Origin of the sequence: Lysobacter sp. K5869, from assembly GCF_018847975.1 — a bacterium.
GTDB lineage: Bacteria > Pseudomonadota > Gammaproteobacteria > Xanthomonadales > Xanthomonadaceae > Lysobacter.
Genome location: NZ_CP072597.1, coordinates 1,726,819 through 1,752,773, shown reverse-complemented (window position 1 = coordinate 1,752,773; position 25,955 = coordinate 1,726,819). Strand labels below are relative to the sequence as shown.

Sequence of the window (25,955 nt, the reverse complement as noted above, 5' to 3'; positions counted from 1 at the left end):
GAGCTTGACGAACCTCGATGCGGAATTCGGCATAATCGGCGACACCCTCCTCCGCCCGCCGCGCCCCGTCCTCATGGCCCCTGCCCTGCCCGCGCCTTCCCTCGATCCGGTGCGGATCGACGCCGAACTGATGCAGACCCTGTGCGACGCGCTCGCCGACGTGGTGTTCTTCGTCAAGGACGAAGCCGGCCGCTACACCCACGCCAATCTGACCCTGGTGCGCAGACTCGGCCTGAAGCGGCGCGAGGACGTGATCGGCCGCGACGTCGCCGAAGTGTTTCCGACCCGCTTGGCCGCGCGCTACGCCCAGCAGGACCGGCGCGTGCTCGACGGCGGCACCATCGAAAACCAGCTCGAAGTGCATCTGTATCCGAACCGCCGCCCCGGCTGGTGCCTCACCGGCAAGCGCCCGCTGACCTTGCCCGGCGGCCGCCGCGGCCTGGTCGGCCTGTCGCGCGATCTCGGCGCGCCGGACGGGCGCGATCCCACGTACGAACGCTTGCGCCGGGTGTTCGAGCACATGCAGTTGCGCTTCGCCGAACCGCTGCGCATCGCGGCGATGGCGAAGCTGGCGGATTTGTCGGTGGCTCAGTTGGAGCGGCATTTCCAGCGCGTGTTCCAGCTCACGCCGCAACAGACGCTGACCCGGCTGCGGATCGAAGCGGCGATGCGCGAACTGCACGGCGAGGCCAGCATCGCCGAGGTCGGGCTGGCCTGCGGCTTCACCGATCAAAGCGCGTTCGCGCGGCAGTTCAAGGCGATGGTCGGGATGGCGCCGCGCGACTACCGCGCGCTGCATCGCGATGCGCGCTGGAGCGCGGTGGGTTAGCGCTCAGGCCAGCGCGATCGCCTCGATTTCGATGCGCCACGCCTCGTCGTAAATTCCGGTCACCACCACGCTGACCGACGGCTGCGCGATACGGCCCAGCATCGCTCGCCGCACTTCGCGCTCGCGCCGCCGGTCCTCGGCTCGGGCGAGGAACACGGTGAGCTTGACCAGATGCCGCAGCTGCATGTCGGCCGCGTTCAACTGCGTTTCCAGATTGCGCCACGCCAGCCGGCATTGCTCGGAGAACTGCGCGGGCGCCTCGCCGTTCGCATCGGTCGGCACTTGCCCGCTGACGAACAGCAGACGCGAATGCGCGCCGATGCGGTGCGCCGCGCCGGCCGTTTCGCGCGCCTCGCCGTCGACCGCGCCGCCGGCCACGAGCAGCACCGCCGCCGCGCCGGTCCCGAGAAAATCGCGCCGTCGCATCGTCGCGGCCTCAGCGCTTGCCGCGCGGCGAAGGCCAGCGCCCGCTGTCGGCGAAGGCGCCGGCGAGCGCGGCGGACAGCTCGCGCGCCAGCGAGCCGTCCGGGTCCAGGTCCGGGTCGAAGATCGTCAACTCCAGGCCCACCGCCTTCGGGCTCGCCAGCAACTGCGCGAGCAGCGCGCGCAGCTCGGCGAATTCCAGGCCGTCGGGATTGGGCGAATCGACCGCGGGCATGATCCGTTCGGCCAAGACATCGGCATCGACGTGGATCCAGAACCCTTCGGTCGGCATCGCCTCCAGCCTCGCCCGCGCCGCGCGGCCGGCGGCGCGCGCGCCGTCGCGGCGGATCGCGGCGGCGTCGATGCTGTGGATGCCGGACCGCTCGAAACTCTCGAACTCGTAGCCGCGCTTGTCCTCGTCGCTGACCACCAAACCGAGATGGACGACATCGCCGGTACGGAAGTACGGCGATTGCCCGCGCAGATCCGACAGCGCCGCCGGGCCGTGACCGGTGGCCAAGCCCAGATCCAAGCCCGCCGCGGTGAGATAGCCGGCGTAGCGCTTGCGGTCGCGCACGAACGAGAAATCGTCGTGGGCGTCGACGAACGCCAGCCCGTAACGGCCGCGCTGCTTGAGCGCCAAGCCGCTGCCGAGCAAGACGCTGCAATCGCCGCCGAGCACCAGCGCGAATTCGCCGTCGCGCAGCAGCGGCCGCAAGCGGTCGGCCAGCGTCAGGCTGTAGTCGCGCAGCGCGGCGCCGTTGCGGAAACCGATGGCGCGGTCGGGATCCGGCGAATACGGCGGCGGCGCGACCCGTCCGGCGTCGCGAGCATGCAGCGCGGTCAACAGGCCGGCGCCTCGCAGCGCCTCGGGCAGGCGACGCACGCCGGGCTCCTGGCCGGGGCGCGGCGGGCGCAGGCCGAGGTTGCTCGGCGCATCCAGCGCGGCGATGCGCGGAGCGCGCGCGGCGATGCGCGGAGCGCGCGCGGCGACTGCCGCGCCGGCGTCCGCGGGTTCCGCCAACGCCGCGCCGCAGGCGCTCAGAGCCAACAAAGCGCAAGCGCCGGCCAGTCGGAAGGGTCGCGTCGTGCCGCTCATCTTAAAACCCTTTAAGTGTTTTATACAGGTTATGAAGGCGCATCCGAACCTGTCAACGCGAATTGAACGGTTACCGACGAACGGCCGCGCCGCTCGCCTGCCCCGCCGCTGCGCTAGGATCGCGGCTCATCCGCGCCCGCCCGGCGCCTTCCGGTAGATCCGATGCCCGCCGATTCCGCACGCGGTACCGCCCGGGGCACGATCCCGGCCCTGGCTTGCGCTGCGCTGTTGTGGTCGGCGGCCGCCTGCGCCGCGCCGCCGCCCGCGCAGCAAGCGCCGGTGGAAGCGCGCATCCCGTGGGCGCCCGCCGCGGTCGCGGCCACCGACGGCCGCGCGCATCTGGCTTACGAACTGCATCTGAGCAACTTCTATCGCGCCACCGGCACCTTGCGGCTGACCCGATTGGAGGTTTACGCCGACGACGCGACCGCGCCGCTGGCGCGATTCGAAGGCGAAGCGCTGCAGCGCTTGACCGCGCCCGCCGCGCAAGGCGAGCCGATCGCCAAAGACATTCCCATCGAAGCCGGCCAGCGCGCGGTGCTGTTCGTCTGGCTCGATCTGCCGCGCGGCGCGGCCGCGCCGGCGCGGCTGCGCCATCGCATCGAGTTCGTCGACGCGCGCGGCGCGCGCACCTGGATCGACGGCGCGGCGCTGACGGTCTCGAACCTCGCGCCGGTGAGCCTGGGGCCGCCACTCGCCGGCGGCGCCTGGATGGCCTACGAAGGCCCGTCGAACGCGCAATCGCATCATTGGGGCAGCGTGGTCGCGGCCAACGGCGAAGCGACGATTCCGCAGCGCTACGCGCTCGACCTGATCGGCCTGGACGCGCAAGGCCGCGCGGTGCGCGCCGGCGCCGGCGAGTTGGCCAAGACCCGGCACGGCGATTGGGTCGGCTACGGCGCGCCGGTGCTGGCGGTCGCCGACGGCACGGTGCGCGCCGCGCGCGACGGCCAGCCCGAACGCGCGCCGCTGTCGCCGCAGCCCGAGCCGGCCGCGCTCAGCGCCGACGATCTCTACGGCAATTACGTGATCCTGGAAATCGCGCCGCGGGTCTATGTCCACTACGCGCATCTGCAACCCGGCAGCGTCGCCGCCCGGCCGGGCGAGCGCGTGCGTCGCGGTCAGGTCGTCGGCCGCCTCGGCCAGTCCGGCAACACCGGCGGCCCGCATCTGCACCTGCACGTGTCCAACGCGGCCACGTTCGAGCAGTCCGAAGGCCTGCCGTTCGTGTTCGAGCGTTTCCAAGCCATCGGCCGGCGCAGCATCGGCGAAGCCTTGGCGCCGGACGCCGCCTTCGCGCCCGCGCCGCAGGCCCGGCGAGCGCAAATGCCGCTGGACGGCGATGTGATCGGCTTCGATCCTGCGCGCTGAAGCGCGCGCCGCCGACGAAACGGCGGCGCGGCCCGTCCCGCATCAGTAGCGGTCGTCGAACCCGAAAATCGGCTTGCGGTCCTTCCACTTGCCGTCGGTGAAGTCGGGGAATTCCAGGGTGCGGTGCTCGGCGATGGACTGCTCCGACAGCGGCGTGATCGCGCTCCAGGCCACCGCGTCGTAGATGTCGATCGGCATCGGCGCGCCGGCCTTGAGCGCTTCGACGAAGGCGTTGACGACGAACCAATCCATACCGCCGTGGCCGGCGCCCGCGGCTGTGGCGCCGTGGCGCTTCCACAGCGGATGGTCGTACTGGTCCAGCCAGACCTCGGCCTTGTCCCACTCGTGCGGCTTGCTCTTGCCTTCGATGTGGATCGAATCGTTGACGTCCATCCACAGCCCGTCGGTGCCCTGCACCCGGAAGCCCAGCGAGTACGGACGCGGCAGCGAGGTGTCGTGCTGCAGCAGGATGGTCTCGCCGTTGGCGCAGGCGATCTGCGTGGTCACCAGATCGCCGAGCTTGAACTTCACCTTGGCGTTGGGATGGTCCGCACCGCCCTTCTTGACGATGTAGTCGTGCAGCCCGCGCGGCTTGCTCGAGAACGCGCTCAAGTAAGTGAAGCGGTTGCCGCGATGGATGTTCACCGCCATCGCGCACGGCCCGATGCCGTGGCTCGGGTACAGATCGGCGTCGCGCTTGATCGAATGCTCGGTGCGCCAACGCGCCTCCGACCAGCCCTTCGGTCCGAACTCCACGCCGCTGCCATAGGGCTGGTCGGGATTGCCGTTGTTGAACTTCACCGCGCGCAGATCGTGCTGATAGCCGCCTTGCAGATGGACCAATTCGCCGAACAAACCCTGGCGGACCATGTTGAGCACCGCGAGCACGTCGCGGCGATAGCAGACGTTCTCCAGCAGCATGTACGGCGTGCCGGTCTGCAGTTGGGTGCGCAGCACCTGCCAATGATCGTCCAGGCTCAGGCCGGCGACGACTTCGCAGGCCACCGGCACCCGCGCCTGCATCGCCGCGATCGCCATCGGCGCGTGGTATTCCCACGGCGTGGCGATGACCACGCCGTCGAGGCCGCCCTTCTCCAGCAACTTGCGGTAGGCGTCGACATCGCCGCCCTCGCCGTAAGTCGCCGGCTTGGACTTGCCGGCCTTTTCGATCATCGCCAGCGCGCGGCCGAGCATGATCGGTTCGATATCGCACAGCGCCACCACCTCGACATCGTCGCGGCGCACCAATTCCTTGAGCAGCACTTGCCCGCGCATGCCGGTGCCGATCACGCCCAGGCGCAGCTTGGAGCGTTTGCGCGCGAGCGCCGGAGCGAAAGCGTTGGCGGCCAGCAGCGTGCCCGCGGTGGCGGATTGGGCGATGAAGTCGCGTCGGTTCATGGCGAGTGCCTCGGTGGATGCGGGTGGAGCGCGAGGTGGAGGAACTGGTGAAGAGGAACGAGGAACGAGTGGGGCGGGCGGCGAAAGATTTCGCTTGGAAAACTTTCGATATTCGAACTCATTTCTTTCGTAAAAATAGGTTACAAATATTCGCGGCGTTTCGGCGGATGCGGTGCAACCCGCGCCGTTGCCTCATTAGGCTATATCCCGACGCTCGCCGCAAATCGAAAGTTTCTGTTTGTAGGCCAAGAGGAATCGAAAGGTGTCGTTCGGTCTGTCGCACGCATCGTGTTCGCTGTGTCCGCGCTGCGCGAACGTGCGGCCTGCGCAATCGGCGGCGCGGCGGCGATGGCGCCGTTGGATAACCTGCGGACTCGCTCAGTCACGCTACGGAGGATCGCGATGAACCAAGCCATGCAAGCGCTGCGGACGCAGACCTTGCTGCCGGGCGTCAAAGGCCTGCCGTTGCGCGCGCCGCTGCGGCAGGACGAAATCGCCGCGCAGGGCTACAACGTGCTCGACGGGCGTTTGTCGTACCCGGTCGCGGTGCTGCGCCAATCCACGCTCGACCACAATCTGGCCTGGATGCGCGATTTCGCCGAGCGCGCCGGCACGTTGTTGGCTCCGCACGGCAAGACCACGATGAGCCCGCAGCTGTTCCAGGCCCAACTCGACGCGGGCGCGTGGGCGATCACGCTGGCGACGATTCCGCAGTTGCGCGTGGCGCATCGCTTCGGGGTCAAGCGGGTGGTGCTGGCCAATCAGCCGGTGGCTTACGCCGATATCGAAAGCCTCGCCGGGCTGTTGCATGAAGACGCCGAGTTCCAGGCCTGGGTGTTGGTCGACTCGGTCGCTGGCGCGGCGCGCTTGAACGAAGTCATGACGCGTGTGGCGCCGCAGCGGCGCCTGCCGGTGTTGCTGGAACTCGGGCTCGACGGCGGCCGCACCGGCGCGCGCGGCGTCGACGCGGCGTTCGCGCTGGCGCGCGACATCGCCGCGATGCCGGCGCTGGCGCTGGCCGGCATCGAAGGCTACGAAGGTTTGTGGACCGGCGCCGACCGCGCCGCCGATCTGGTTCGGGTGCGGGCGCTGCTCGAGCAAATGGTCGCGCTGACCCGCCGTTGCGATGCCGCCGGCCTGTTCGATGGCGACGAGATCCTGATCAGCGCCGGCGGATCGGCCTACTTCGACTTCGTCGCCGACGCGTTCGCCGCGCTCGACGGCCTGTCGCGCCCGCTGCGCCGGGTGCTGCGCTCGGGGTGCTATTTGACCTCCGATCACGGCCTCTACCATGGCCTGCAGCAGGAAATGCGCACCCGCCACGGCGCCGAATTCCGCCACGGCCTGCAGCCGGCGCTGGAACTGTGGGCGATGGTGCAGTCGCGGCCCGAGCCCGGTCTGGCGCTGCTGACGCTGGGCAAGCGCGACGCGTCCTACGACATCGAACTGCCGCGGCCGTTGCAATGGCATCGTCCCGGCACGCCCGCGCCGCGGCCGCTGCGCGAGGCGCGCATCGCCAAAATGAACGACCAGCACGCGTATCTGGAACTGCCGCCCGAGCATCCGCTGCAAGTCGGCGATCTCGTCGCCGTCGGCATTTCCCACCCTTGCACCACCTTCGACAAGTGGCCGCTGATGTTGCTCAGCGACGACGGCTATCGCGTCGTCGGCGCGATCAACACCTTCTTCTGACGCAGTCCCTCCAGGAGCGCGCACCGTGTCCGACCATTTCATTCCGGCGCTCCGCGGCGCGTTCGGCGAGCCGTCGGCGATCGAATCCGAGTTCGGCGATGCGGGCGTCGGCGCGGGCAGCGCAAGGGGCCGCCGCGCCCTCGCCCCGGCCGTTGCCTTGATCGGCGTGGAATGGGGGCCGGCCCAGGTGCGCGTGCACGCCTTCGACGCGCGCGGCGGCGTGCTCGCCACCCGCGACAGCGCGCGCGGCCTGACCACGCTGGCCTCGCCGCGCGAATTCGCCGACGCCTTGGACGAGCTGCTCGGCGTCGATCTCGACGACGGCCGCGCGCCGATTCTGCTGACCGGCATGGCCGGCGCGCGCGCGGGCTGGCAGGAAACGCCGTACGCGCGGCTGCCGGCCGATGCGCGCACGCTGGCGTCGATGCTGCAGCCCTTGCCGTTCCGCGGCCGCCGCGCCGCAATCGTGCCCGGCGTCAGCGCGCCCAGCGACGGCTACATCGATGTGATGCGCGGCGAGGAAACCCAGGCGTTGGGCGTGCCGCCGGGAACCGCGCGCTTGGTCGCGCCCGGCGCGCACAGCAAGTGGATCGCGCTGGACGGCGGCGCGCTGACCGGGTTTTCCACCTATCCCACCGGCGAACTGTATGAGTTGCTGCTCGAACGCAGCTTGCTCGGCCGCGGCTTGCCGGCGCGGTCGTGGTCGCAGCGCGGCTTCGAGCTCGGCCTGGACACCGCGCGCGAACGCCCGGACTGGCTGCACCAGTTGTTCGGCGTGCGCGCGCGCAACGTGCGCGACGCCGCGCCGCCCGCGGAATTGCCGGCGTTCCTGTCGGGCTTGCTGATCGGTTACGAATGCCTGGGCGCGAACGCCGGCGAGCAGGCCGGCGGCGAGGTCGCCATCGTCGGCGACGCGCACTTGGCCGCGACCTACGCCTGCGCGCTGCGCCGCTACGGCGTGCCGCATTACATCATCGAGGGCGATACCGCGTTCTGCCGCGGCTTGTGGCGGATCGCGCAGACGGCGGGCTACGCGTGAGCGCAACGCCGCACGAACCCGAACGCGAGGCCGGCCGGCTCGCGCGGACTCTTCGGCTTTCGACCGTCGCCCGGAAAAAACAATGATCGCGCCTCGCCGTTCTGGCGCGAGAGTAACGAGTGAAGAGTAACGACTAGAAACGCATCTCCCGTTCCTGTCTTCTCTTCACTCGTTCTTCGCCTCAGCACGATGCGCGTAACTGAGCACGCGCGTGACCCGCCACTGATCGCCCTCGTACCGCCACAGCATGACGAACTCGCCGCGCCCTTGGCACGCGCCGCCGTCGGGCGCGCAGAATCGGTGTTCGCCGATCTCCATCGCGCCGAACCCGGGCAGCGGGTAGACGCGCAAACTGCCCTGCACCAGCTCGCGGCGGATCTTGCCGCAGACGTTGCGGCGCGTGTTCTCCAGCATTTTTTCGCGGGTCCAGGTGACGCCGCCGACGTCGTGGTAGAACTCGACGTTCTCGTCGAACAAGGCCGCGTGACGGGCGAATTGCTCGGGATCGGCGCAGCGGTTGAACGAATCGAACAGCTGCGTATCCAAGCCGGCGACCCGGTCGGTCAGCGCCTGACCTTCGGGCAGGGCTTGCGGCGCGGCGGCCGAGGGCTCCTTGGCTACGCCCGCCGACGAGATCGCCGCGATCGCGACGGCCACGGCCCAGGCCGTCCGGGTTGCTGGTGCTGACATCGAAACGCTCCGTGTTCGTAGGCGACGCAGCCTAGCGCGCCCATCGCGGCGCGGCCGGGGTCATAGGTCATGGGGCCATCCGTCACGGTCGCCCGCGGCGGCGCGGCCTCGACGCCGAACGGCCGCGGCGGCCGGCGCCGCGGATCACTCCTGATCGGGCGCCGCGTCGTCGGCCGGCGCTTCGGCATCGGCCGCCGCCACCAAATGCAGCCGCACCGCGGCCTGCGGCGCGGCATCGTCCTGCGCCGCCGGCGCTTCGACGATGGCCTTGCGGATTTCCGCCAACATCGGCAGCAGGTTGTAGAACGAATTGGCCACCGCCTTGCGGCCCATCGCGGTGTAGCGATCGCCTTCGCACAACGCGAACCAGGTCGCGTTGTGCAGGGCTTGGATCGCGCGATCGGCCTGCGCGGCGGAAACGGTGTGGGTGCTCATGGCGGCCTCCCATCGGCTGATGGCGTGGAGCGATGCGGTCAATCTAGCCGAGCGCCGGTGCACCGCCTGCGACGGCGTCCCGGATTACGCCGATGCGAACGCGGCGCGTTGTGCTGGCGATCAGTTTCGTCCTCTGCGACGCGGGGATGGAATCCTGTGTTCGCTCCGGCCGGCGCGCATCGCGCCGTCCAACGACCGCGCATTCGCGCGCGGCACATCGGAAACGTCCTCATGACCGATCTCATCGATCAAGCCCAGCACTTCGAGGCCATCAATTTGGCGCAATCGCTGCAAGCGCAACTACGTCGCGCCGAAACCCAGGCCCGGCCGGCGGCGCGCGGCCATTGCCTCAATCGAGAGTGCCTGGAGCCGTTCGCCGAAGCCGAGCCGGCGCGCCTTTATTGCGGCCCTGCCTGCGCCGAGGCGCATCACCGGCAGATGGCGCTGGCGAAGTATCGTTCCGTGCGATGAAAGGGAGAGGATGCGACTGGGAGTCTCCTCGATCAACGATGAACGAGCCGCCGATGCGTTGGCGAATGAGGCTCGACGGGCAATCGCAGATAAAGCGAGTCCCAAGCCGCTTCTCGCTTGCAAGGAAATGTTATTTTTTTGTTAAAAGCAGCGCTTTTAACGATCTACGAAACCTCACAAGCGCCATGATCGATTCCACAGCCCTCATGTTGCGGCGCCACGACTCGAACGCACCCGGCATCGCGCCGCGGGCGCGTTCGATTCAGTCGGCAGCTCCGTTGCGTCGGAACCGGACGAGGGTTCCGGGCCACCGCTCCACGCCGGCGCCGGCAACCGATCCCGGTAACGGCCTTGGCCCAGCGCAATAAATGGCCCTGTCGCCGCGCCCGCGCCGCGCGCACCGTGGAAGCCCGTTCCCGCGAGCCGCCCGCATGCCCAAGCCCGCTTCTCCGTCGCGCCGCCGCCTACTCGTCGATGCGCTCGCCGGCACCGCCGCGCTCAGCCTCGCGCCGCTGGCCTCCGCCGGCGCGGCCGTCGCCGACAAGACGCTGCCCGGCACCGATATCGTCCTGCCCACCGGCAGCGTCCACGACTTCGATTTCTTCGTCGGCGACTGGACCTTCCGCAACCTGCGCCTCAAGCAACGCTGGGTCGGCAGCAAGGATTGGGACGAATTCCCCGCCTCGCTACGCTGCGAAAGCCGCATGGGCGGCATCGTCAACATCGACGAAGGCGTGTTTCCGACCAAGGGCTGGCAGGGCATGACGGTGCGCGTGTTCAACCTCAAGGAACGGCGCTGGTATCTGTATTGGATCAATAGCAGCACCGGGGAGTTGTTCCCGCCTGTCGCCGGCGGTTTCGACGGCGACCATGGCGAGTTCTACGGCGACGACACCGACGAAGGCCGGCCGGTGAAGGTGCGCTTTCGCTGGACGCGCATCGATGCCGATCACGCGCGCTGGGAGCAGGCGTTTTCGCTGGATGGAAAGGCGTGGGAGACGAATTGGAAGATGGAGCACACGCGGGTCAAGGCGTGAGGGCGTGAAACAGCGCCACGCGCGCCGCCAGGGCGCGACGCTCACCGCGTGACATACCTCATGCCCGCCCCGCGCGCGAACGGGCTACCCTACCGGCATGGCCAAACATGCCGGCTCCGTATTCAGCGTCGACGTCACCGGCCTGGACCGCGACGCCGGCCAGCCCGCCTACGCGCGCATCAGCGAGCGCATCCGAGCCGCCATCCTCAGCGGCGCGCTGGCCCCCAACGCCCGCCTGCCCTCCGGCCGCACTCTCGCCCGCGACCTCGGCGTCGCCCGCAATACCGTCGACTGGGCGCTGGACCAACTCGTCGCCGACGGCTACATCGTCCGCCGCCGCGGCGCCGGCAGCTTCGTCGCCGCGCAGTTGCCCGAACGCGATTCACCACCGCTGCAGCCCGAACGCAGCCGCATCCTCGTTCCCGACACCGCCCCGCGCCGCATCTCGCGCCGCGCCGAAGCGTTGCGCGCTTATCCCGGCCATTACGAACCGGCCTCGTCCGTTCCCTTCACCCCGTCGCTGCCGCCGACCGATCTGTTTCCCCGCGACGTCTGGAACCGCTTGCTGCAACGCGAAGCGTCGCGGCCCGGCGACGACTACTGGCATTACGGCGCGAGCAACGGCTTGCCCGCGCTGCGCCGCGCCATCGCCGCGCATGCATCGGCGATGCGCGCGGTGCGTTGTTCGCCGGAGCAAGTCATTGTGGTGACCAGCACGCAGCAAGCGGTCGAATTGGCTGCGAAGGCGTTGGCGGATCCGGGCGATCGCGCGTGGTGCGAGTTGCCCGGTTACCCGCCCGTTCGGCATGGCCTGCGCAGCGCAGGCTTGGAGGTCGTGGATGTTCCAGTGGACGACGACGGGCTGGATGTCGCGGCTGGGTTAGCGGCCGCGCCGGATGCGCGTTTGGCCTACGTAACCCCGTCGCATCAATACCCGTTGGGCGTCGAACTCTCGCTGCCGCGACGCCGCGCATTGCTCGATTGGGCGCACGAGCGCGATGCGTACGTGCTCGAGGACGATTACGACGGCGACTATCGCTACGAAGGCCGACCGATCGCTTCGCTGCAAGGAATGGACGAACGCGGCCGGGCGATCTACATCGGCAGCTTCAATAAGATTTTGTTTCCCGGGTTGCGGATCGCGTATGCGATCGTGCCCGAACCGCTCATCGACGCGTTCGTGGACGCCAAGCACATCGCCGACGGACACACCGCATTGTTGATGCAAGGAGTGCTGGCGGCCTTTATCGACGAGGGCCACCTGGGCCAGCACTTGCGCAAGACGCGCGCGGCCTACGACCGTCGACGATCGGCGTTCTTGGAAGAAGTGCATGCGCTGGCGCCGTGGCTGCATTTCGGCCCGGCGCGAGCAGGGATGCATGTCGCGGCCCGATTCGCCGACGCCGCGTCCGGATTGTGCGACCGTACCGTCGCCGCCGCGTGCGGCGAGAAGGGAGTGGTGGTCCATCCGCTATCCAAGTACGGCCGTACCGCACGAGGCGGGCTGGTGTTCGGCTTCGCGGAGAACAACCGCGTTCGACAGGGCGTGGCGGCGATCCGGCGAATACTCGCTCACGCTTGAGCGCCGGAAGCGGGGCGATTCTTTTCCTCGGCGCATCCTCCGCTCGGCGCGTCGGACACGCTCAACCGCGATCCGAGCGCCAAGCACGTCGATTCGCACTCAGGCGTTTCACGATCAGATCGCCACTTCCCCCGCCGTAGCCCGCTGCACCGTCACCCGATCCCGCCCGCCCGCCTTGCTCGCATACAAAGCCGCGTCGGCGCGCTCCAGCAATTGCTCGAAGTTCTCGCCCGGACGCAGTTCCGCCACGCCCATGCTCAGGCTCAGGTTGAGCGCGCGGCCGTGGGCGCTGGGCGGGTTGGCGCCGACCGCGCGGCGCAGGTGTTCGGCCACCACCAGTCCTTGTTCCAGGCGGGTGCCGGGCAGGCCGACCAGGATTTCGTCGCCGCCGTAGCGGCCGCACAGGTCGGTCGCGCGCAGGCGTTGGCGGGTGCGCTCGGCCACGGTGCGCAGGGCTTCGTCGCCGGCGCTGTGGCCGTGTTCGTCGTTGATGCGCTTGAAGTGGTCGATGTCGAAGAACACCACGGTCAGCGGGCGGCGGTCGCGGTGCGCTTCCAGGATCGCGCCGCGCAGCGCTTGTTCGATCGCCTGCCGGTTCATCACGCTGGTGAGGCGGTCGTAGGTGGCGCGGTGCTTGGCGATGTCGTGGTCCTGGCGCAGCTTCTGCAGCTTCGCCGCCAATCCGAGCAGCAGGCCCAGGCCGCCGAACACCAGGCCGATGGGGTAGGCGTATTCCAGCCAGGCGAACTTCGGCCACCAATGCTGGAACGCGCCGACCAGCACCACCAGCACCGCCAGCAGCGGCGCCCAGGCGCCGAGCAGGAAGTAGGCCTCGCTCTGGCGCTTGGCGATCGCCGCCGCGCAGGCGTAGACCACCGCGAAGATCAGCACCAGCAGGACCAGATTGCCGAAGCTGGCGCTCAGGCTCCAGGTCTGGATCACCGACACGGCCAGCAAGCCGCCGAGCAGCCAACTGCAGTAGTTGAGCACACGCGCCACGCCGGGCTGGGTCGCGCGCAGATCCAGGTAGAACATCAGAAAGCGCACGCTGGCGATCACCGCCGCGGTGTTGAGCACGACGTTGGTGCGGCGGTTGGGCAGCACTTCGTGGAACAGCGGCAGCATGCGGATTTCGCCGCCTTCCACCGCCAGATTCACCGTCTGCACCAGCAAGGTCAGGCTCAGGTAGGCGTAGCCGCGCTCGCGCAGGCCGACCCAGAAACCGAACGCGAGGATCGCGGTGGCGCCCAACGCGGTCAGCACCACGCTGCGCAGGGCGACGTGGCTCATGTCCTGGCGGTGGACCACGGCCAAGGGCTCGATGCGCACGGTCGAAGGCGTGAACTCGGTCGCCCAGGTGCGCAGATAGATCACCTCGCCCTTGCGCAGCCCGCCTTCCAGCGGATAAACCACCAAGCGCGAGGAATGCTGGAACTCGCTGCCGCGGCCGTGCAGCGCGCGCCGCACCTGATCGACGTCGCGGTGGCGCCAGACCTGGAAGAACTTGCGGTAGGGCTGATCGATCACCAGTTGCGGCAGTTGGTCCTCGCCGACGTCGGCGGTGGCGACCAGACGCAGCCACTGCGGTTTGCGGTCGGGATAGACGATGCGTTCGCCCTGCTGCGGCGCGAAGCGCGCGTCCAGCCGGCCCGACAGCACCTGGGCCAGACTCGGTTCGGCGCCCGGCCCCAGCCGCGCGACCGCGAACGGCTGCGCGCACGCCAGCGCCGCCGCGCTCAAACCCAGCAGGGCCAGCAGGGTCTGCCAGAGTAGGCGCCAGGACCGATCCATTTCCTCAGCTGTATGTCGTAAGCAGGTGGAGGATAGCCCACCGTATACGGCTCGCCGGCCGGCGCCGCGACCGCGGGCGGCGGCACGAACGCGGAACTGCGACGCCGATTCCGAACGCGAACGGCGGCGGCGCCCGTTCACGCTCGCGGCAACGCGCGCACCGCATTTGTAAGCAACGGTCAAGTTGAGAACTTTTGCCGGTTTCTGCGCGAGCCGCGCCGCGATGCTGGCGCCCCTCGGCCGGGCCGCTGTCGGCGTCCCGCGCCGCGGGCGGCCCGCACGCGGCCGCGCGGCGCATCCGGCGCCGCGCGCGCATGCCGGCCGCGCAAGCGCTACCGACTTTCGCACCAGCATCGCGCGCGGACGCAGGACGCCGGCAGGAGCCGCCGCGCGCGCAACCGGCGCCGTCGGCGCCGTGCCCTTCTCCCAGCAGCCCGCCGGCGCCGCGCGCGTCCGGCGCGGCCGCGACCGGAACGCCGCTGGCGCGCGGCGCGACGGTGCGGGAGCGGGCGCGGCGACACGGCGCCTTCGTCATCCGCCTGTCCCTCAAGCTCTACTGGAGACGCAATGAACAAGTTCGTTTTCACCGCCCTGGCCCTGGCCGCCGCCGCGTTCGGCGCCGACGTCCAGGCGCGTTCCCCCGCCGCGCCCGCCGTCCGCGCCGAAGCCGCCGCCGCGACCTGGAAGCCGCTGACCCCAGGCACCACCTGGAACTGGCAGCTCGACGGCCGCGCCGTCAATGCCAGCGTGCTCGACGGCTCGGCCAATCCGAAGAAGATGCTCGACATCGATCTGGACGCGACCTCGGCCGGCACGATCGCCGCGCTCAAGGCCAAGGGCATCTACGTGGTGTGCTACACCGAAGTGGGCAGCTACAACATGGATCGCGCCGACGCGGCCGAATTCCGCAAGGTGCCGGGCCTGATCGGCAAGCAGATGGAAGGCTTCGACCGCGAGTATTGGGTCGACGTGCGCAAGACCGACGCGTTGATGCCGATCATGACCGCGCGCCTGGACAAGGCCAAAGCCAAGGGCTGCGACGGCGTCGAGCCGGACCTGGACGATTCCTACAGCCAGGGCAAGACCAAGACCGGCTTCGACCTGACCATCGACGACTCGCTGCATTACCTGCAGCTGCTGGTCGATGCCGCGCACGCGCGCGGCATGTCGATGGGCCTGAAGAACGGCCCGGAGATGGCGCCGTACGCCGCGCTGTTCACCGACTGGGCGCTCAACGAGGAGTGCAACGAGTTCGAGGAATGCGACGGCTACAAGGAGTTCGTCAAGCGCAACAAGGCCGTGTTCCAGGTCGAGTACCGCTCCAACGGCACCCGCGTGGGCGACTTCTGCCCGGCCGACAACCGCAACAACTTCGACGGCTTGCTCAAGGACGCCAGCGAACTGTTGCACGCGCTGCCGCGCGACGCTTGCCGCAACGGTTGATCCGCGAGTAATGCGACCACGCCGCGGCATCGCTCGCCGCGGCCGGGCCGGCTCCCTCGGGGGCCGGCCTCTTCAGGCTCGGCGCGCGGCGCTCACGAGTTGCGCCACGCCGCGCCCGAGCGCGCGCGGCCTTCGGGCCGTTCGAAATCGCGGCCCAGATACGCCTTGCAGCGGAACTGGTCGATGTCGTTGATGCGCAGGATGTTGCGCTTGCGGCTCACCAGCCCGCTGCGGTGCCAGGTCTGCAACTGCGCGTTCAATTTCGGCCGGCTGGCGTTGACCATCGCCGCCAGGATGCTCTGGGTCGGCGGCAGCGCCACCTCGAAATCGCCGCCGCGCGCCTGCGGCTGGTTGTGCATCAGCGACAGCAGATAACGCGCCAGCCGCGATTCCAGGCGGTGCAGGCACATCGTCTCCAAGCTCTCCACCGCTTGCCGCAAGCGCAGGCACAGCGAGGCGTGGGCGCGTTCGATCACCACCGGGTCATTGGTCAGGCTGGGAAAATGCCGGCGCGGCAGCAGCAACACCCGGGTCGGGCTGTAGGCCACCGCGGTGAAGTTGTGCGCGTGGGTGTCGAGCAGCGGGGTTTCGTCGACGGTTTCGCCGCTGTCGATGGTGTCGACGATCAGTTCCTGTCCGTCGGGCCCGTACAGCAGCTTGTAGATCCGGCCGTGGACGACGAAGGCGAGGAAATCGCTGGGATCGTTCTTGAAGAACAGCGCGTCGCCTTCTTCCAGATTGGCCTCGGTGCTGTGGCGCGCGATGTGCTCCAGCAGCGTGGTGGGCAGGCCGCGCAGCAGCGCGCAGCGGTCCAGGCCCCAGCGGCGCCTGCGCACCGCGACGCCGTCGTGGGCGCTCAGCGCCATGCGCCCGGCCGCGCCGGCGGCGCCGCGGCGGTTCGGCCGGCGCGGCCGGCGGCGGGAAACGCGGCGGCGAAACGAGACGATGCGCGGCGCTTCGGTGCGCGATGCGCGCGCGCGCGACAGACGAAAACGGAACGGCCGCGCTCGCGGCCGGTGGCAGGATTCATAACGCCCCCTGTGGACGTCGGCATGGCGCGGTCGCGATGCGGCGCGCGGCGCGGCGCGCGGTCGGCCGGGCTCGGCCGGACAAAGCGAAAACGATGCCGGCGCCCTGCGGCGGACCGGCATCGGCTGAAACCGGCTTACGGGCCGTACGGATTGCTCTTGAACGACTGCAGCACGGTCAGCAAGCTGGTCAGATTGTCGGCCACGCCGGTCTGGGCCATCTTCTCGGTCGCGCCGGCCGCGGCGGTGGTGTCGAAGCTGTAGATCTGCATCACGCCCTGGTTCGCGGCGGCCTGCGCCAGCGAGGTCTGCTGCTGCTGCGAAGCGATGGCGTTTTCGAACAACAGGCCGGTAGAGTGGGCGGACGCCTGGAACATCGAGCCCATCGCGAAGGCCGGAACCTCGGCGATGACCTTGACGTTGGACTGGGTGACGGCGTCGGTGATTTGATTGTTGACTGCGGTGGGATAGGCCATGAATCGATCCTCGGTTGCGGATTAGTTCGGCTCCGCGGCGCCGGCCGCCGTTGCCGGCCGGCGCCGCATGGCCCGATCGCGCGGATCGGGCGCCGCGCGCCTTACTTGAACGCGCGCAGCACGGTCAGCAGGCTGGTCAGATTGTCCGACACGCCGGTCTGCGCGACCTTCTCGGTGGCGCCGGCGGCGGCGGTGGTGTCGAGGCTGTAGATCTGCATCACGCCCTGGTTGGCCGCCGCTTGCGACAGCGAGTTCTGCTGCTGCTGCGCCGCCACGGCGTTTTCGAACAGGATGCCGGTGGAGTGGGCCATCGACTGGTAGATCGAACCCATCGCGAAGGCGGGCGCTTCGCCGATGACCTTGACGTTGGACTGGGTGACGGCATCGGTGATTTGATCGTTGACGGCGGTCGGGAATGCCATATCGAGCTCCTTGGGATATTGAAGTACGGCCGCTGCCGTACATTGCTGGTTAACGAGTCATCCATTGCCTTGTGAAGCGGCCGGACCGTTCGCCTGCGCGGCGTCGTTGGAGTGGTTGTCGCGGTCGGGGCGGGCAGCGGCGTCGCTGTCCGGGCCGGTCGCGCGCGACTCGTCGGCGGGCGCGGAACCGGTGGTGGCGGGCGGCAACAGGCCGTTGGCCTGCGCCGTATCGATCACATCTTGCAACTGGCGCGCGAGCGGGCCGATCTGCCGCTGGAAACACGCGTCCACCTCTTGCCGGACCAACTCGGCCAGGCGCGCGGCGATCAGTTCCATCGGCGTGGGCGGAATCGCCGCCGCGCCCGGCTCGGGCTTGGCCGGCAATAGGTCTTGCAGCGATTGCGCGCGCTCCACCGCGCCGAGCACCGCGGTTTCCGCCGCGCGCTCGGCTTTGGCGTTGCCGTCGACCGCGGCTTGCGCGCGGCTGAGGTTTTGCTGGATCACGTCCAGGATCTGCTGGCGTCCGCGTTCGAGCACGCCGGCCGCGCCGCCGGGCGGCGGCGACGGCGCGGAGGCCGGCGGCGTCTGCGCATCGATCATCGCGATGTAGGCGCTCAGCACCTGTTGCTCTTCGGGCAGCAAGTCGCGGCCGAGCCGGGCGCGGGCGAAATCGCGCACGGCCTGATCGAGTTCGGCGCGCGGCGACGCGGGCGCGGACGCGTCCGGCGCGGGCGGCGGCGCGGCCGCGGGCGGGTTTTGCTCGGGTGTGTTCGGCGGGATTTGCGAGGCGTACATCAGCGCACCCCCAGCAGGCGCGCCAGCGCCTGGAGCACGTGCGGGTCGTGCAGGCGCTGGGCCAGCAGCGCGGCGATCTCGCTGTGCGGCGACGGCGCGTCGTCCCCGGCCTCGGGCGCCGATGCGGGCGCGCGCGGAGGCGCGGGCCTGGGCGGCGGCAGTGGCGGCGGCGCGCGGCGCGCGGCGGCGCCCGCGCCGGGGGCGGCCGGCGCGCCGAACAAGCCTTCGAGCTCATCGTGCAGCAGAACTTGCAGATTCTCGTCCATCGCGAACTCCGGTCTTACACGTGATGCGATACGCAATGAGGGCGCCGATCAGGCCGGCTACGGGGCCGCGGACGCGAAGATCGTCACGACCGAATCGGGCGCCTTGTAACCTTTCACGCCGACCTTGGGCGGTTGTCCCGTCGCCGCCGATGCGGCCGGCGGCCCGATCGTGGTGGCCCAGTACGCCGCCGACACCGCATCGATCAGCGCTTGCAGCGTCGCGCCGACGATGTCGGCCGACAGCGCCGCGTCGTCGTCCGGATCGGCGTCGGGGTCGTTGTCCGGATCGATGTCCGGATCGCCCTGCGGCCCGGGATCCAACGGCATCAGGCTGTAGGCCATCAGCAACGCGCAGCGCAGATACTCGTTGCGGCTGTCGGTGTGCTCCACGCCCTGCCCGTCGGCGCCGAGTAGATAGCTGCGCCAGTTCGCGAACAGCGCCAGCACCCGCGCCGACGCGTCGAACCACAGCGCGCGCGACGGGCTGCGGCCGATCATCTTGCCCAGCAAGGTCAGGAAGCACTGGCGGTAATCGAACCCGGCGAACGCGTCGAAGACCGGCGCCATCGCCTTGCCCAGCAGGTCCGGCAGTTTGGCCTGGACCGCGTCGAGAAACGCGGCGCGGTTCGGGCTGCGCCGGGCCAGCGCCAGCAGTTCGCGCACCTCGATGCGATCCAGCGAGCGCACGCCGGTGTACATCACCCGGTCGGTCAGTTCCTGGATCAGGTTGGTGTCGACATAGCCGTGCAGATGGCGCAGGCCGCGATTGAGCCGGTAGCTCTCGCTGGAATCGAACAGGCCCGAGGCGCCGGTGATCGCGTTGCTGCCCAGATTGGTGTCGAACGCCAGTTCCGGGTAACGCGCGGCGACGTAGCTGCGGTAGTAGTAGGCGTGGCCGAGCCGGAACGCCATCGGCCGGTCGCCGTCCATCAGCACCTGATAGTAGTTCTCGCCCTTCTCGTCGTCGCGCGCCGGCGTGGCCGGCACGGTGTCGAGCGCCTCGCTGATCGCCATCATGTTGCGCTTGCCGGTGTAGGCGGCCAGCTGGCGGGTGCGCTCGCTGTTGCCGTCGTAGCGGCGCAGCAGCAGGCCGTCGACGGTCAGCGAATCGTTGCGGAACAATTCGTCGAACAGGCCGGACACGTGTTCGCCGGGCGCGCGCGCCGCGTCGGGAGTGCCCAAGGTGCCGCGCCGGTTGTCGGCCTCTCGGCTGCGCGCGGCCTCCACGCAGGTCAGCACGTAGCGCGAGAACGCGGGATAGAACGAGGCCGGCAGCGGCGCGCCCAGATAGGCCATGGCGTAGCCGATCGCCGAGCGGTTGTCCGCCGCCACGCCCATGCCTTCGCCGCAATGGATGTGGTTGACGAGCTTGAGTGCGAGCTTGGGCGGATCGGGCGAATCCCCGGGCTGTCCTTGCGGCGGCGGCTCGACGCCGAAGCGCGCGGTCAGCGCGTCGCGGTTCTCGCTGAGGAACTTGAAGTAGGTCAGATAGCCGCCGACCTTGTTTTCGGCGCCGAGCAGATCGAAGCCGACCACGTTGCCCAGCGCCGGATCGGCGATGCAGCGCTTGAGTTTGAGCAGATCCGCGGCGAAAGCCTCGTCGCTCGCGTACACCTCCGAGCTGTGCGCCAACAGCTTGTAGCAGGTGCCGAAGCGCGCGTTGTAGCGCCCGACGCAATCGTCGTAGACCTCGATCCCGGACGGCCCCAGCGCGATCTGGGCGTTGGCGATGCCCTGTTGCTGCAGGAACATCAGGGTCGTCAGGATCGGACGCTGGCCGGCGTCGGCCCGGCTTTGTTCGCTCAGCCACAGCTTCGCGGCGAACGAGCGGGCGAAGTAGGCGTCGTCGAACGGCGTGTACTTGCTGGCGCTGTAGATCTTGGCGTTGAAGTGCTCCAGCATCGGCAGCAGCGCCTCGATCTCGTCGCCGGCCCGCTCGGGCTCGCCGCGCTGCGACCACAGGCCTTGGATCAGCTCCAGCCAGTTGCGCACGCCGGCGTAGAGCGCCGGATCGGTCGCGGCCAGTTCGCAGTTCGCGCTCAGGCCGAGCCGGTCGGCCAGCCACACCGCGGCGATGTAGATGTTCTCGCCGACGCATTCGCCGCGCTGATAGACCTGCCGGCCGCGCGGCTGCAGGGCGATGTCGAGCAGCGGGTTGCGCTGTTCCATCAAGCGCAGCGCCTTGACGAACAAGGACACCGCGCCGCGGCGCCGCCAGCCCGGCCGGCCGTCCTCGAAGCCGTACAGCCCGACCAGCGACAGCGGCTGGTCCGCGGCGATGGCCGGGCCCTGGCCGTCGTCGAAGGACTGCCCGAGCGTAGCGTCGCCCTTCACCGGCAAGATCCCGTTGAAGTGGCTGTGGTAGTCGAACCGGTACGCCGGCACGCTCAGACTGGGAATGGAGAAATAAGCCACGGCGCAGTTCCTCGAAAGTCAGCCGCGCGCGACCGCGCGCGCCTGATCGGCGGGCGCGCGCTACGGCGAGAGTGGACGGCGCGGGCCGCGGCCGCGCGCCGAGGCGATTCAGGAGCCGCCGCTGTTTTGCAGGACCGAGGCGTACTTGGCGATGCTCTGGTCGATGCTGTCGATGGCGAACTTGGCCGACTCCGCCTCCATCGCGCCGGCGCCGGCCGCGACCGCGGCGGCCACCGCCATGAACACGTCGGTGGCGAGGATGCCGAGCGCGTCCTCGGCCGCCTTCTTCGGCTGGTCGGCGACGATGTCCTCGGTCATCTGCTTCATCAGCACGCCTTGGCTGGCCAGCGCGATCTTGGTGACGCCGTCGAAGTAGACCGCGGCCGATTGCGCGACCAGACCCGCGGCCTGACTGATCAGCATGTCGGCGGTGGTGGCGATCTGCGCCGGCGCGTAGGACGCGGTCTCGGCGTTGCTGAACTGCACCGCTTGCACGATCTGCGGATTCAAGGCGCCCGTCGGCGGCGCGGCGGCGGCGTTGCGCGCGACGGCGAGGGCGCGCGCGGCGGCGAGCGGGGATTTCGGCGGCGTGTTGGCGGTGTTGGCGGTGTTGCCGTTGCTGCTGTTGTCGCCGGCGGCGCCGTTGGCGTTGTTGCCGCTGCCTCCGCCATCGCCGCCGCTGCCGCCGGCGTTTCCGTTGCCGCCCGCGTTGCCGCTGCCAGCCGGATCGCCGCTCGCCGCGTTCTTGCCGCTGCCGCCATCGCCGGAGCCGCCGCCGGGATCCTGCCCCGACCCGCCGGCGCCGCCATCGGAGCCGCCCGAACCGCCGCCGCTACCGCCGCTACCGCCGCGGCCGCCCGCGCCGCTCTTGCCGCCGGCGCCGTTGCCGCCCGCCGCGCTGGCGCCGCCGGTTCCCGCGTCGCCGCCGGCATCGGCGGACGTCGCGCCGCTCCCCTGCGCCGCCGCGGCCGCGGCAGCGCCGCCCGGTCCGCCGGAGGCGTCGCGGCCGCTATCGACCGTCGCGTCCGACGCGGCATCCGACGCCGCGCCGGCCTGCCCGGCCTGCGCCGCGGCGAAGGCCGCCGCCGCCGACGCGGCCGCGTCGGCCGCGCCCTGCGCCGCGCCCGTCTGCGCATCCTGCTCGGGCGCGGCGCCCGCGTTGTCGTCGTCCCACCGCTGCTTCATCGCTGTTCTCCCAAGCGTGCGTCCGTCGTCTCATCGCCCCGCAACGCCGCGCGCGCTATGGCTTGTCGCCTACGGCCATGATCAGCTGCACCGCCTTGGACACCACGGCGCTGGAGATCTGATTGAGCACTTGTTGGCTGTGCACCGCGTTCTGCAGCGCCAGGCCGGTGGAGTGGCTGGACACCTGATACAGCGAAGCGATCGCCTGCGCGGGCGCCTCGGCGACCACTTTCACGTTGGTCTGGGTGACGGCGTCGGTGATTTGCGAATTGACGGGCGTGTCGGTCATGAGCCTGTCCCTGGAGTGAGTGTTCGTTGCGGGTCTAATGCGGTGGAACGCGAGCCCGAGAGGCTTGTGAACGCGGCCGCGCCGGCCGTCGCCTCAAGCTTCGCGCCCCACCGCCAGACGCAGGCGGTTGCGCAGCAGTTCCACCCGCTTGCGCGCCAGCGGCTGATTGATGTGCAGCTTCTCCGCTATTACCGGATACGGCAGATCGTCGATGAAGCGGTAAGCGAACAGCCGGCGCTGCTCGCGGCTCATGCGCGCCACCGCCGCCACCACCCGTTCGAGCTGTTCGTCCAGCTCCAGTTGCTGCAGCGCCGACAGGCCGTCGTGGGCGAAACCGCCGCCCTCGCCGTCGACCTCGCGATGGCGGTCGAACACTTCGCGGTCGCGGCCGCGCCGGCGCACGCTGTCGAGGAATACGTGGCGCAACACCACGAACAGGAAGCCGCCCGGGTCGGTGATGGTCTGCGGCGCGCGGCGCATGAACAGCAAGGCCTTGATCGCGGTGTTGCCGAGCAGTTCCTCGGCGCGGTCGCGCTGGCCGTCGGCGAAGCGGCGCGCGCGCGCTTCCAGCTCGGGCAGATTGGCGCGCCAGGCGCCGGAGAACATCTCGTCGGCGAACTTGAACTGCGCGCATTGCGCGGCGGCGTCCTCGCGCGCCTGCGCGTTCGCGCCGGCTTCATGCGCGGGCGGCTCGCGGAAACTGTTGCGATCGGCGCGTTCGCGCCCGTTGGCGTCCATCACGATCCCCCTCCTTCGTCTGCAGTGCAGGCGAGTCTGGACAGGGGGTCGGTCGATGGCTGTTACTTGGGTGACACGCACGGCGGGCGCGCGCGAGGGCAACTGCGCATCCCGTCGCGATACCAAGAAATAGCGGGTTTTCCCGAACTTTTTCGCGCTGCCGCGCGGCGCGCAGGCGCGCGCGGAAGCTTGCGCGCGAAGCCGTTTAAAGCATGCGGGCGCTCACATTCGTCCCGCTTCGGCGTTATCGGTCTCTAGGCGCGCCGCTCAAGCGCGGCGCGCCGGCGCGTCCGGCTCCAGGCCCAGCGCGCGCGCGATGCCGCCCCAACCCCAGGTCGCCGCGCAGCACGCGACGGCGGCCATGCCCCACGACGCGCTGCCGTTGGGCAGTTGCTGCAGCGACGAAACCAGCGCCGGCGCCCAGTGGGTCGCGCTGGCCACGGCCATGGCCGCGCCGCTCGCGATCAGGCCGATCAGCAGCAACTGCTGCAGCCAGCGCTCGACCCGGTCGCCGGCATCGGCGGCGACCGCGGCGCGGCGCGCCACCTGTTCGGCGAAGCCATAGGGAATCGGCTCCATCGGCGGCGCCCGCAGCGCCCGGCTCAGCAAGCGGTATTGGGCCAGACGCGGATCGTCCTCGCTCATCGGCGAGCCCAGCCGCTCGTGCTCGCGCGCGAGTTCCTGCAGCGCCCATTCGCGCGCCGTCGCCGGATCGTCGAAACGCGCGTCGTTGTCGTGCTTGCGGTTCATGCGAATTCTCCCAGCCGCGCTTCCAGCCGCTGGCGCAGGCGCGCCCGGGTCCGGAACAGGTGGCTCTTGATGGTGCCCTCGGCCAGGCCGGTCATCTGCGCGATCTCGCCGATGGGCACTTCTTCCAGGTGATACAGAGTCAATAAAGTGCGCTGCAGCGGCGGCAACGCCTCGATCTCGGCGTGCAGCCCGGCGGCGATCTCCTCGTCGGCGCAGGCCGCCTCCAGATCGAAGCCGTCGCTGACCATCTCCAGCGGCGACAGCGCGTCCTCGTCGGCCGAGGTCTCCACGATCGGAATGCGCTTGCGCTCCAGATGGCGCTTGGCCACCGAATAGGCCACCTGCCCGATCCACGACTTCAGCGCGCTCTCGTAGCGGTACTGGTGCAGGCATTGGTGGACGCGCAGGAACGCCTCCTGACACAGCTCGCGGGTGTCGTCGGGGTGGCGGACCATGCGCTGGATGATGTGCCAGCACAGCCCCTGGTACTCCCGCACCAGACGCTCGAAGGCGCCCGGCTGGCGGGACAGGACGGCATCGACCAGGGCGCGGTCGTCGTTGGGGCTGGAACCGGTCATCCGAGCGAGGATGCGGGCAAGGCGCGCGCGGTTGCAGTGCCGGGCGCACGGGCCGCGCTGTGACGAGTGTCACCCCAAGCCCCCGCGCCGGCCGCGGCGGCTGCAACCGACCGGACCCGGGCCGTATCTCTTGCCTCGAACGCCGACACACCCATCCCGCACCCGAACCCAACCACCCCGCCCACGGACCCGCTCCGTGCCGCACGCTAGCCCGAGGAGGCCGCCGCCATGCCCGAGATCCTGGTTCCCATCACCCTGTTCGTGTCCATCGTCTTCGCGCTCAAGATCGTGGTCGAAGCGCGCTTCCGCAGCAAGCTGCTGCAAACCGGCGGCGCCGACGAACTGCTGCGCTCGATGGCGCGCGACGAAGACCAGCGCCGCCGCCACGGCGCGCTGCGCTGGGGCATCGTCATGGTCCTGCTGGCCGTGGCCTTCGCCATCATCCAGGCCGCCGGCTGGCGCGACCTCAACGCCGGCACCCTGGCCGTGCTGATCGGCGCGGTCGGCCTGGGCAACCTCGCTTACTACGTCATTTCGCGCAAGCTCGACTGAGATCGCCGCGGCGCCGGGCCGCGAAGACGAAGCGCGGGCTAAACGAACGCGCGCGCCGGCGTCGACCTAGGACGTAAGTCGCTGGTCACGGCGGACCGCGGGGACGATGATCCTCGCAGTCCCGACCGGAGCCCCGCATGCGCCCGACCGCCGTCCTGCGTTGTCTGCTCGCCTGTACGCTGCTGTCGCTGAGCGCGCTCGCCGCGGCGCAGGCGCCCGCCAAGGCGCCGCCGCCCGACCGGCGCATCGCCCTGACCGTCGACGATCTGCCCTGGGTGCAACTGCCCGCGGTCCCGACCGCATCCATCCTCGGCGATCACCGCCGCCTGATCGCGGCGATCCGCGCCGCGCACGCGCCGGTGGTCGGCTTCGTCAACGAAGGCAAGCTCGAAGCCGACGGCAAGCTGCAGCCCGAGCGCGTGGCGATGCTGCGCGACTGGCTCGACGCTGGCGCCGAACTGGGCAACCACACCTACAGCCACGCCGACCTCCACGCGGTGGGGCTGTCCGCGTACGAAGACGACATCCTGCGCGGCGAACGGCAACTGCGCCCGCTGCTGCAGGCGCGCGGACAAACCCCGCGCTGGTTCCGCCATCCCTATCTGCGCGCCGGCCGCGATCCGCAGACCAAGACCGATCTGGCGCGCTTCCTCGGCGAACACGGCTACCGCATCGCGCCGGTGACGGTCGACAACTCCGACTGGATCTGGGCCGCCGCCTACCTGCGCACCGGCGAGCCGCATCCGGCCAAACGCCACCGCGGCAAGCCGCACACCGACGCGCTCAAAGCGCGCCTGCGCCGCGACTACGTCAAATACATGGGCCGCAAGCTCGACTACTACGAACAACAGTCGCAAGCCCTGCTCGGCTACCGCCTGCCGCTGATCTGGCTGATCCACGCCAACGCGCTCAACGCCGACACCTACGGCGAGCTGATCGCGATGGCGCGCAAGCGCGGCTACCGCTTCATCGGCCTGGACGAAGCCATGCGCGATCCCGCCTACGAACGCGCCGACGCCTACACCGGCCCGGCCGGCCCGAGCTGGCTGCACCGCTGGGCCATCGGCGAGAAAAAACCCGCGAGCTTCTTCGCCGGCGAACCCACGGTCCCCGAATGGGTGCTCAACCTCGCCCGCCTAGACTCCGAGTAACCCCGCTCCC

At 69.9% G+C, this 25,955-nt stretch carries 27 protein-coding genes; 10 read left to right on the top strand and 17 right to left on the bottom strand.

The window, feature by feature from the left end; all coding sequences use genetic code 11:
* Positions 1 to 73: 73 nt before the first annotated feature.
* Complete coding sequence (locus J5226_RS07470) at positions 74 to 829, top strand: AraC family transcriptional regulator (protein ID WP_215839204.1); 756 nt, start codon at positions 74 to 76, stop codon at positions 827 to 829.
* A gap of 3 nt (positions 830 to 832) precedes the next feature.
* Here the strand turns inward: J5226_RS07470 and J5226_RS07465 are convergent, their stop codons facing one another.
* Together J5226_RS07465 and J5226_RS07460 are read right to left on the bottom strand one after the other, a co-directional pair.
* Positions 833 to 1,255, bottom strand: a complete 423-nt coding sequence (locus J5226_RS07465; RefSeq protein WP_215839203.1) for a RidA family protein — start codon at positions 1,253 to 1,255, stop codon at positions 833 to 835.
* Between the two features lie 10 nt (positions 1,256 to 1,265).
* Positions 1,266 to 2,351 (bottom strand): arginase family protein, encoded by a 1,086-nt coding sequence (locus J5226_RS07460; protein WP_215839202.1) that lies wholly within the window; start codon positions 2,349 to 2,351, stop codon positions 1,266 to 1,268.
* A 162-nt stretch (positions 2,352 to 2,513) separates the two neighbouring features.
* Between J5226_RS07460 and J5226_RS07455 the strand changes: the two genes are divergently transcribed.
* A complete protein-coding gene (locus J5226_RS07455; protein WP_215839201.1) occupies positions 2,514 to 3,722 on the top strand; it encodes a M23 family metallopeptidase in 1,209 nt (402 codons plus the stop codon).
* Positions 3,723 to 3,764: 42 nt separating this feature from the next.
* Here the strand turns inward: J5226_RS07455 and J5226_RS07450 are convergent, their stop codons facing one another.
* A complete protein-coding gene (locus J5226_RS07450) occupies positions 3,765 to 5,120 on the bottom strand; it encodes a Gfo/Idh/MocA family oxidoreductase (RefSeq protein ID WP_215839200.1) in 1,356 nt (451 codons plus the stop codon).
* A 402-nt stretch (positions 5,121 to 5,522) separates the two neighbouring features.
* Here J5226_RS07450 and J5226_RS07445 point away from each other — a divergent pair, with 402 nt between their 5' ends.
* Positions 5,523 to 6,812 carry an amino acid deaminase gene (locus J5226_RS07445; protein WP_215839199.1) on the top strand — a complete coding sequence of 430 codons (1,290 nt, stop codon included), beginning with the start codon at positions 5,523 to 5,525 and terminating at the stop codon, positions 6,810 to 6,812.
* Between the two features lie 25 nt (positions 6,813 to 6,837).
* Positions 6,838 to 7,851 (top strand): 2-dehydro-3-deoxygalactonokinase, encoded by a 1,014-nt coding sequence (locus J5226_RS07440; RefSeq protein ID WP_215839198.1) that lies wholly within the window; start codon positions 6,838 to 6,840, stop codon positions 7,849 to 7,851.
* Positions 7,852 to 8,016: 165 nt separating this feature from the next.
* Here J5226_RS07440 and J5226_RS07435 read toward each other — a convergent pair whose 3' ends face one another.
* Both J5226_RS07435 and J5226_RS07430 read right to left on the bottom strand, forming a co-directional pair.
* The gene (locus J5226_RS07435; RefSeq protein WP_215839197.1) at positions 8,017 to 8,541 is read right to left on the bottom strand and encodes a nuclear transport factor 2 family protein; all 525 of its coding nucleotides are present in this window, start codon (positions 8,539 to 8,541) and stop codon (positions 8,017 to 8,019) included.
* 144 nt (positions 8,542 to 8,685) lie between these two features.
* Entirely contained in the window at positions 8,686 to 8,976 is a 291-nt protein-coding gene (locus J5226_RS07430) for a hypothetical protein (RefSeq protein WP_215839196.1), read from the bottom strand.
* Between the two features lie 231 nt (positions 8,977 to 9,207).
* Between J5226_RS07430 and J5226_RS07425 the strand changes: the two genes are divergently transcribed.
* The 3 genes from J5226_RS07425 to J5226_RS07415 all read left to right on the top strand — a co-directional run bounded on the left by J5226_RS07425 (position 9,208) and on the right by J5226_RS07415 (position 12,066).
* Positions 9,208 to 9,447, top strand: coding sequence for a hypothetical protein (locus J5226_RS07425; RefSeq protein WP_215839195.1), 240 nt, complete (start codon positions 9,208 to 9,210; stop codon positions 9,445 to 9,447).
* A gap of 431 nt (positions 9,448 to 9,878) precedes the next feature.
* Positions 9,879 to 10,484, top strand: a complete 606-nt coding sequence (locus J5226_RS07420) for a hypothetical protein (RefSeq protein WP_215839194.1) — start codon at positions 9,879 to 9,881, stop codon at positions 10,482 to 10,484.
* Between the two features lie 97 nt (positions 10,485 to 10,581).
* A complete protein-coding gene (locus J5226_RS07415) occupies positions 10,582 to 12,066 on the top strand; it encodes a PLP-dependent aminotransferase family protein (RefSeq protein WP_215839193.1) in 1,485 nt (494 codons plus the stop codon).
* A 114-nt stretch (positions 12,067 to 12,180) separates the two neighbouring features.
* Here J5226_RS07415 and J5226_RS07410 read toward each other — a convergent pair whose 3' ends face one another.
* Complete coding sequence (locus tag J5226_RS07410) at positions 12,181 to 13,857, bottom strand: diguanylate cyclase (RefSeq protein WP_215839192.1); 1,677 nt, start codon at positions 13,855 to 13,857, stop codon at positions 12,181 to 12,183.
* Between the two features lie 567 nt (positions 13,858 to 14,424).
* Between J5226_RS07410 and J5226_RS07405 the strand changes: the two genes are divergently transcribed.
* Positions 14,425 to 15,300, top strand: coding sequence for an endo alpha-1,4 polygalactosaminidase (locus tag J5226_RS07405; protein ID WP_215839191.1), 876 nt, complete (start codon positions 14,425 to 14,427; stop codon positions 15,298 to 15,300).
* Between the two features lie 92 nt (positions 15,301 to 15,392).
* On the opposite strand, the gene J5226_RS07400 is transcribed toward J5226_RS07405, so the two are convergent.
* The 11 genes from J5226_RS07400 to J5226_RS07350 all read right to left on the bottom strand — a co-directional run bounded on the left by J5226_RS07400 (position 15,393) and on the right by J5226_RS07350 (position 24,242).
* A complete protein-coding gene (locus J5226_RS07400; RefSeq protein ID WP_215839190.1) occupies positions 15,393 to 16,166 on the bottom strand; it encodes a Crp/Fnr family transcriptional regulator in 774 nt (257 codons plus the stop codon).
* Positions 16,167 to 16,465: 299 nt separating this feature from the next.
* The gene (locus J5226_RS07395; RefSeq protein ID WP_215839189.1) at positions 16,466 to 16,804 is read right to left on the bottom strand and encodes a RebB family R body protein; all 339 of its coding nucleotides are present in this window, start codon (positions 16,802 to 16,804) and stop codon (positions 16,466 to 16,468) included.
* Between the two features lie 101 nt (positions 16,805 to 16,905).
* Positions 16,906 to 17,226 carry a RebB family R body protein gene (locus tag J5226_RS07390; protein ID WP_074861650.1) on the bottom strand — a complete coding sequence of 107 codons (321 nt, stop codon included), beginning with the start codon at positions 17,224 to 17,226 and terminating at the stop codon, positions 16,906 to 16,908.
* A gap of 57 nt (positions 17,227 to 17,283) precedes the next feature.
* Positions 17,284 to 18,021 (bottom strand): hypothetical protein, encoded by a 738-nt coding sequence (locus J5226_RS07385; RefSeq protein ID WP_215839188.1) that lies wholly within the window; start codon positions 18,019 to 18,021, stop codon positions 17,284 to 17,286.
* Positions 18,021 to 18,287, bottom strand: coding sequence for a hypothetical protein (locus tag J5226_RS07380; protein WP_215839187.1), 267 nt, complete (start codon positions 18,285 to 18,287; stop codon positions 18,021 to 18,023). The genes J5226_RS07385 and J5226_RS07380 overlap by 1 nt, the downstream gene beginning before the upstream one ends.
* Positions 18,288 to 18,344: 57 nt before the next feature.
* Positions 18,345 to 20,702 (bottom strand): hypothetical protein, encoded by a 2,358-nt coding sequence (locus J5226_RS07375; RefSeq protein WP_215839186.1) that lies wholly within the window; start codon positions 20,700 to 20,702, stop codon positions 18,345 to 18,347.
* A 108-nt stretch (positions 20,703 to 20,810) separates the two neighbouring features.
* The gene (locus J5226_RS25355) at positions 20,811 to 21,887 is read right to left on the bottom strand and encodes a hypothetical protein (protein ID WP_255323019.1); all 1,077 of its coding nucleotides are present in this window, start codon (positions 21,885 to 21,887) and stop codon (positions 20,811 to 20,813) included.
* Positions 21,888 to 21,942: 55 nt separating this feature from the next.
* On the bottom strand, positions 21,943 to 22,176 hold the full coding sequence (locus J5226_RS07365) for a RebB family R body protein (RefSeq protein WP_074861646.1): 234 nt from the start codon (positions 22,174 to 22,176) through the stop codon (positions 21,943 to 21,945).
* Positions 22,177 to 22,269: 93 nt separating this feature from the next.
* Positions 22,270 to 22,914: a sigma-70 family RNA polymerase sigma factor gene (locus J5226_RS07360; protein WP_215839185.1), complete on the bottom strand. Its 645-nt coding sequence runs from the start codon at positions 22,912 to 22,914 to the stop codon at positions 22,270 to 22,272.
* Positions 22,915 to 23,181: 267 nt separating this feature from the next.
* Positions 23,182 to 23,664, bottom strand: a complete 483-nt coding sequence (locus J5226_RS07355; protein ID WP_215839184.1) for a hypothetical protein — start codon at positions 23,662 to 23,664, stop codon at positions 23,182 to 23,184.
* Complete coding sequence (locus J5226_RS07350) at positions 23,661 to 24,242, bottom strand: sigma-70 family RNA polymerase sigma factor (protein ID WP_215839183.1); 582 nt, start codon at positions 24,240 to 24,242, stop codon at positions 23,661 to 23,663. Before J5226_RS07350 ends, J5226_RS07355 begins: the two co-directional genes overlap by 4 nt.
* Positions 24,243 to 24,470: 228 nt before the next feature.
* Here J5226_RS07350 and J5226_RS07345 point away from each other — a divergent pair, with 228 nt between their 5' ends.
* Positions 24,471 to 24,794: a DUF6249 domain-containing protein gene (locus tag J5226_RS07345; protein WP_215839182.1), complete on the top strand. Its 324-nt coding sequence runs from the start codon at positions 24,471 to 24,473 to the stop codon at positions 24,792 to 24,794.
* A 137-nt stretch (positions 24,795 to 24,931) separates the two neighbouring features.
* A complete protein-coding gene (locus tag J5226_RS07340) occupies positions 24,932 to 25,945 on the top strand; it encodes a polysaccharide deacetylase family protein (protein WP_215839181.1) in 1,014 nt (337 codons plus the stop codon).
* Positions 25,946 to 25,955 lie beyond the last annotated feature (10 nt).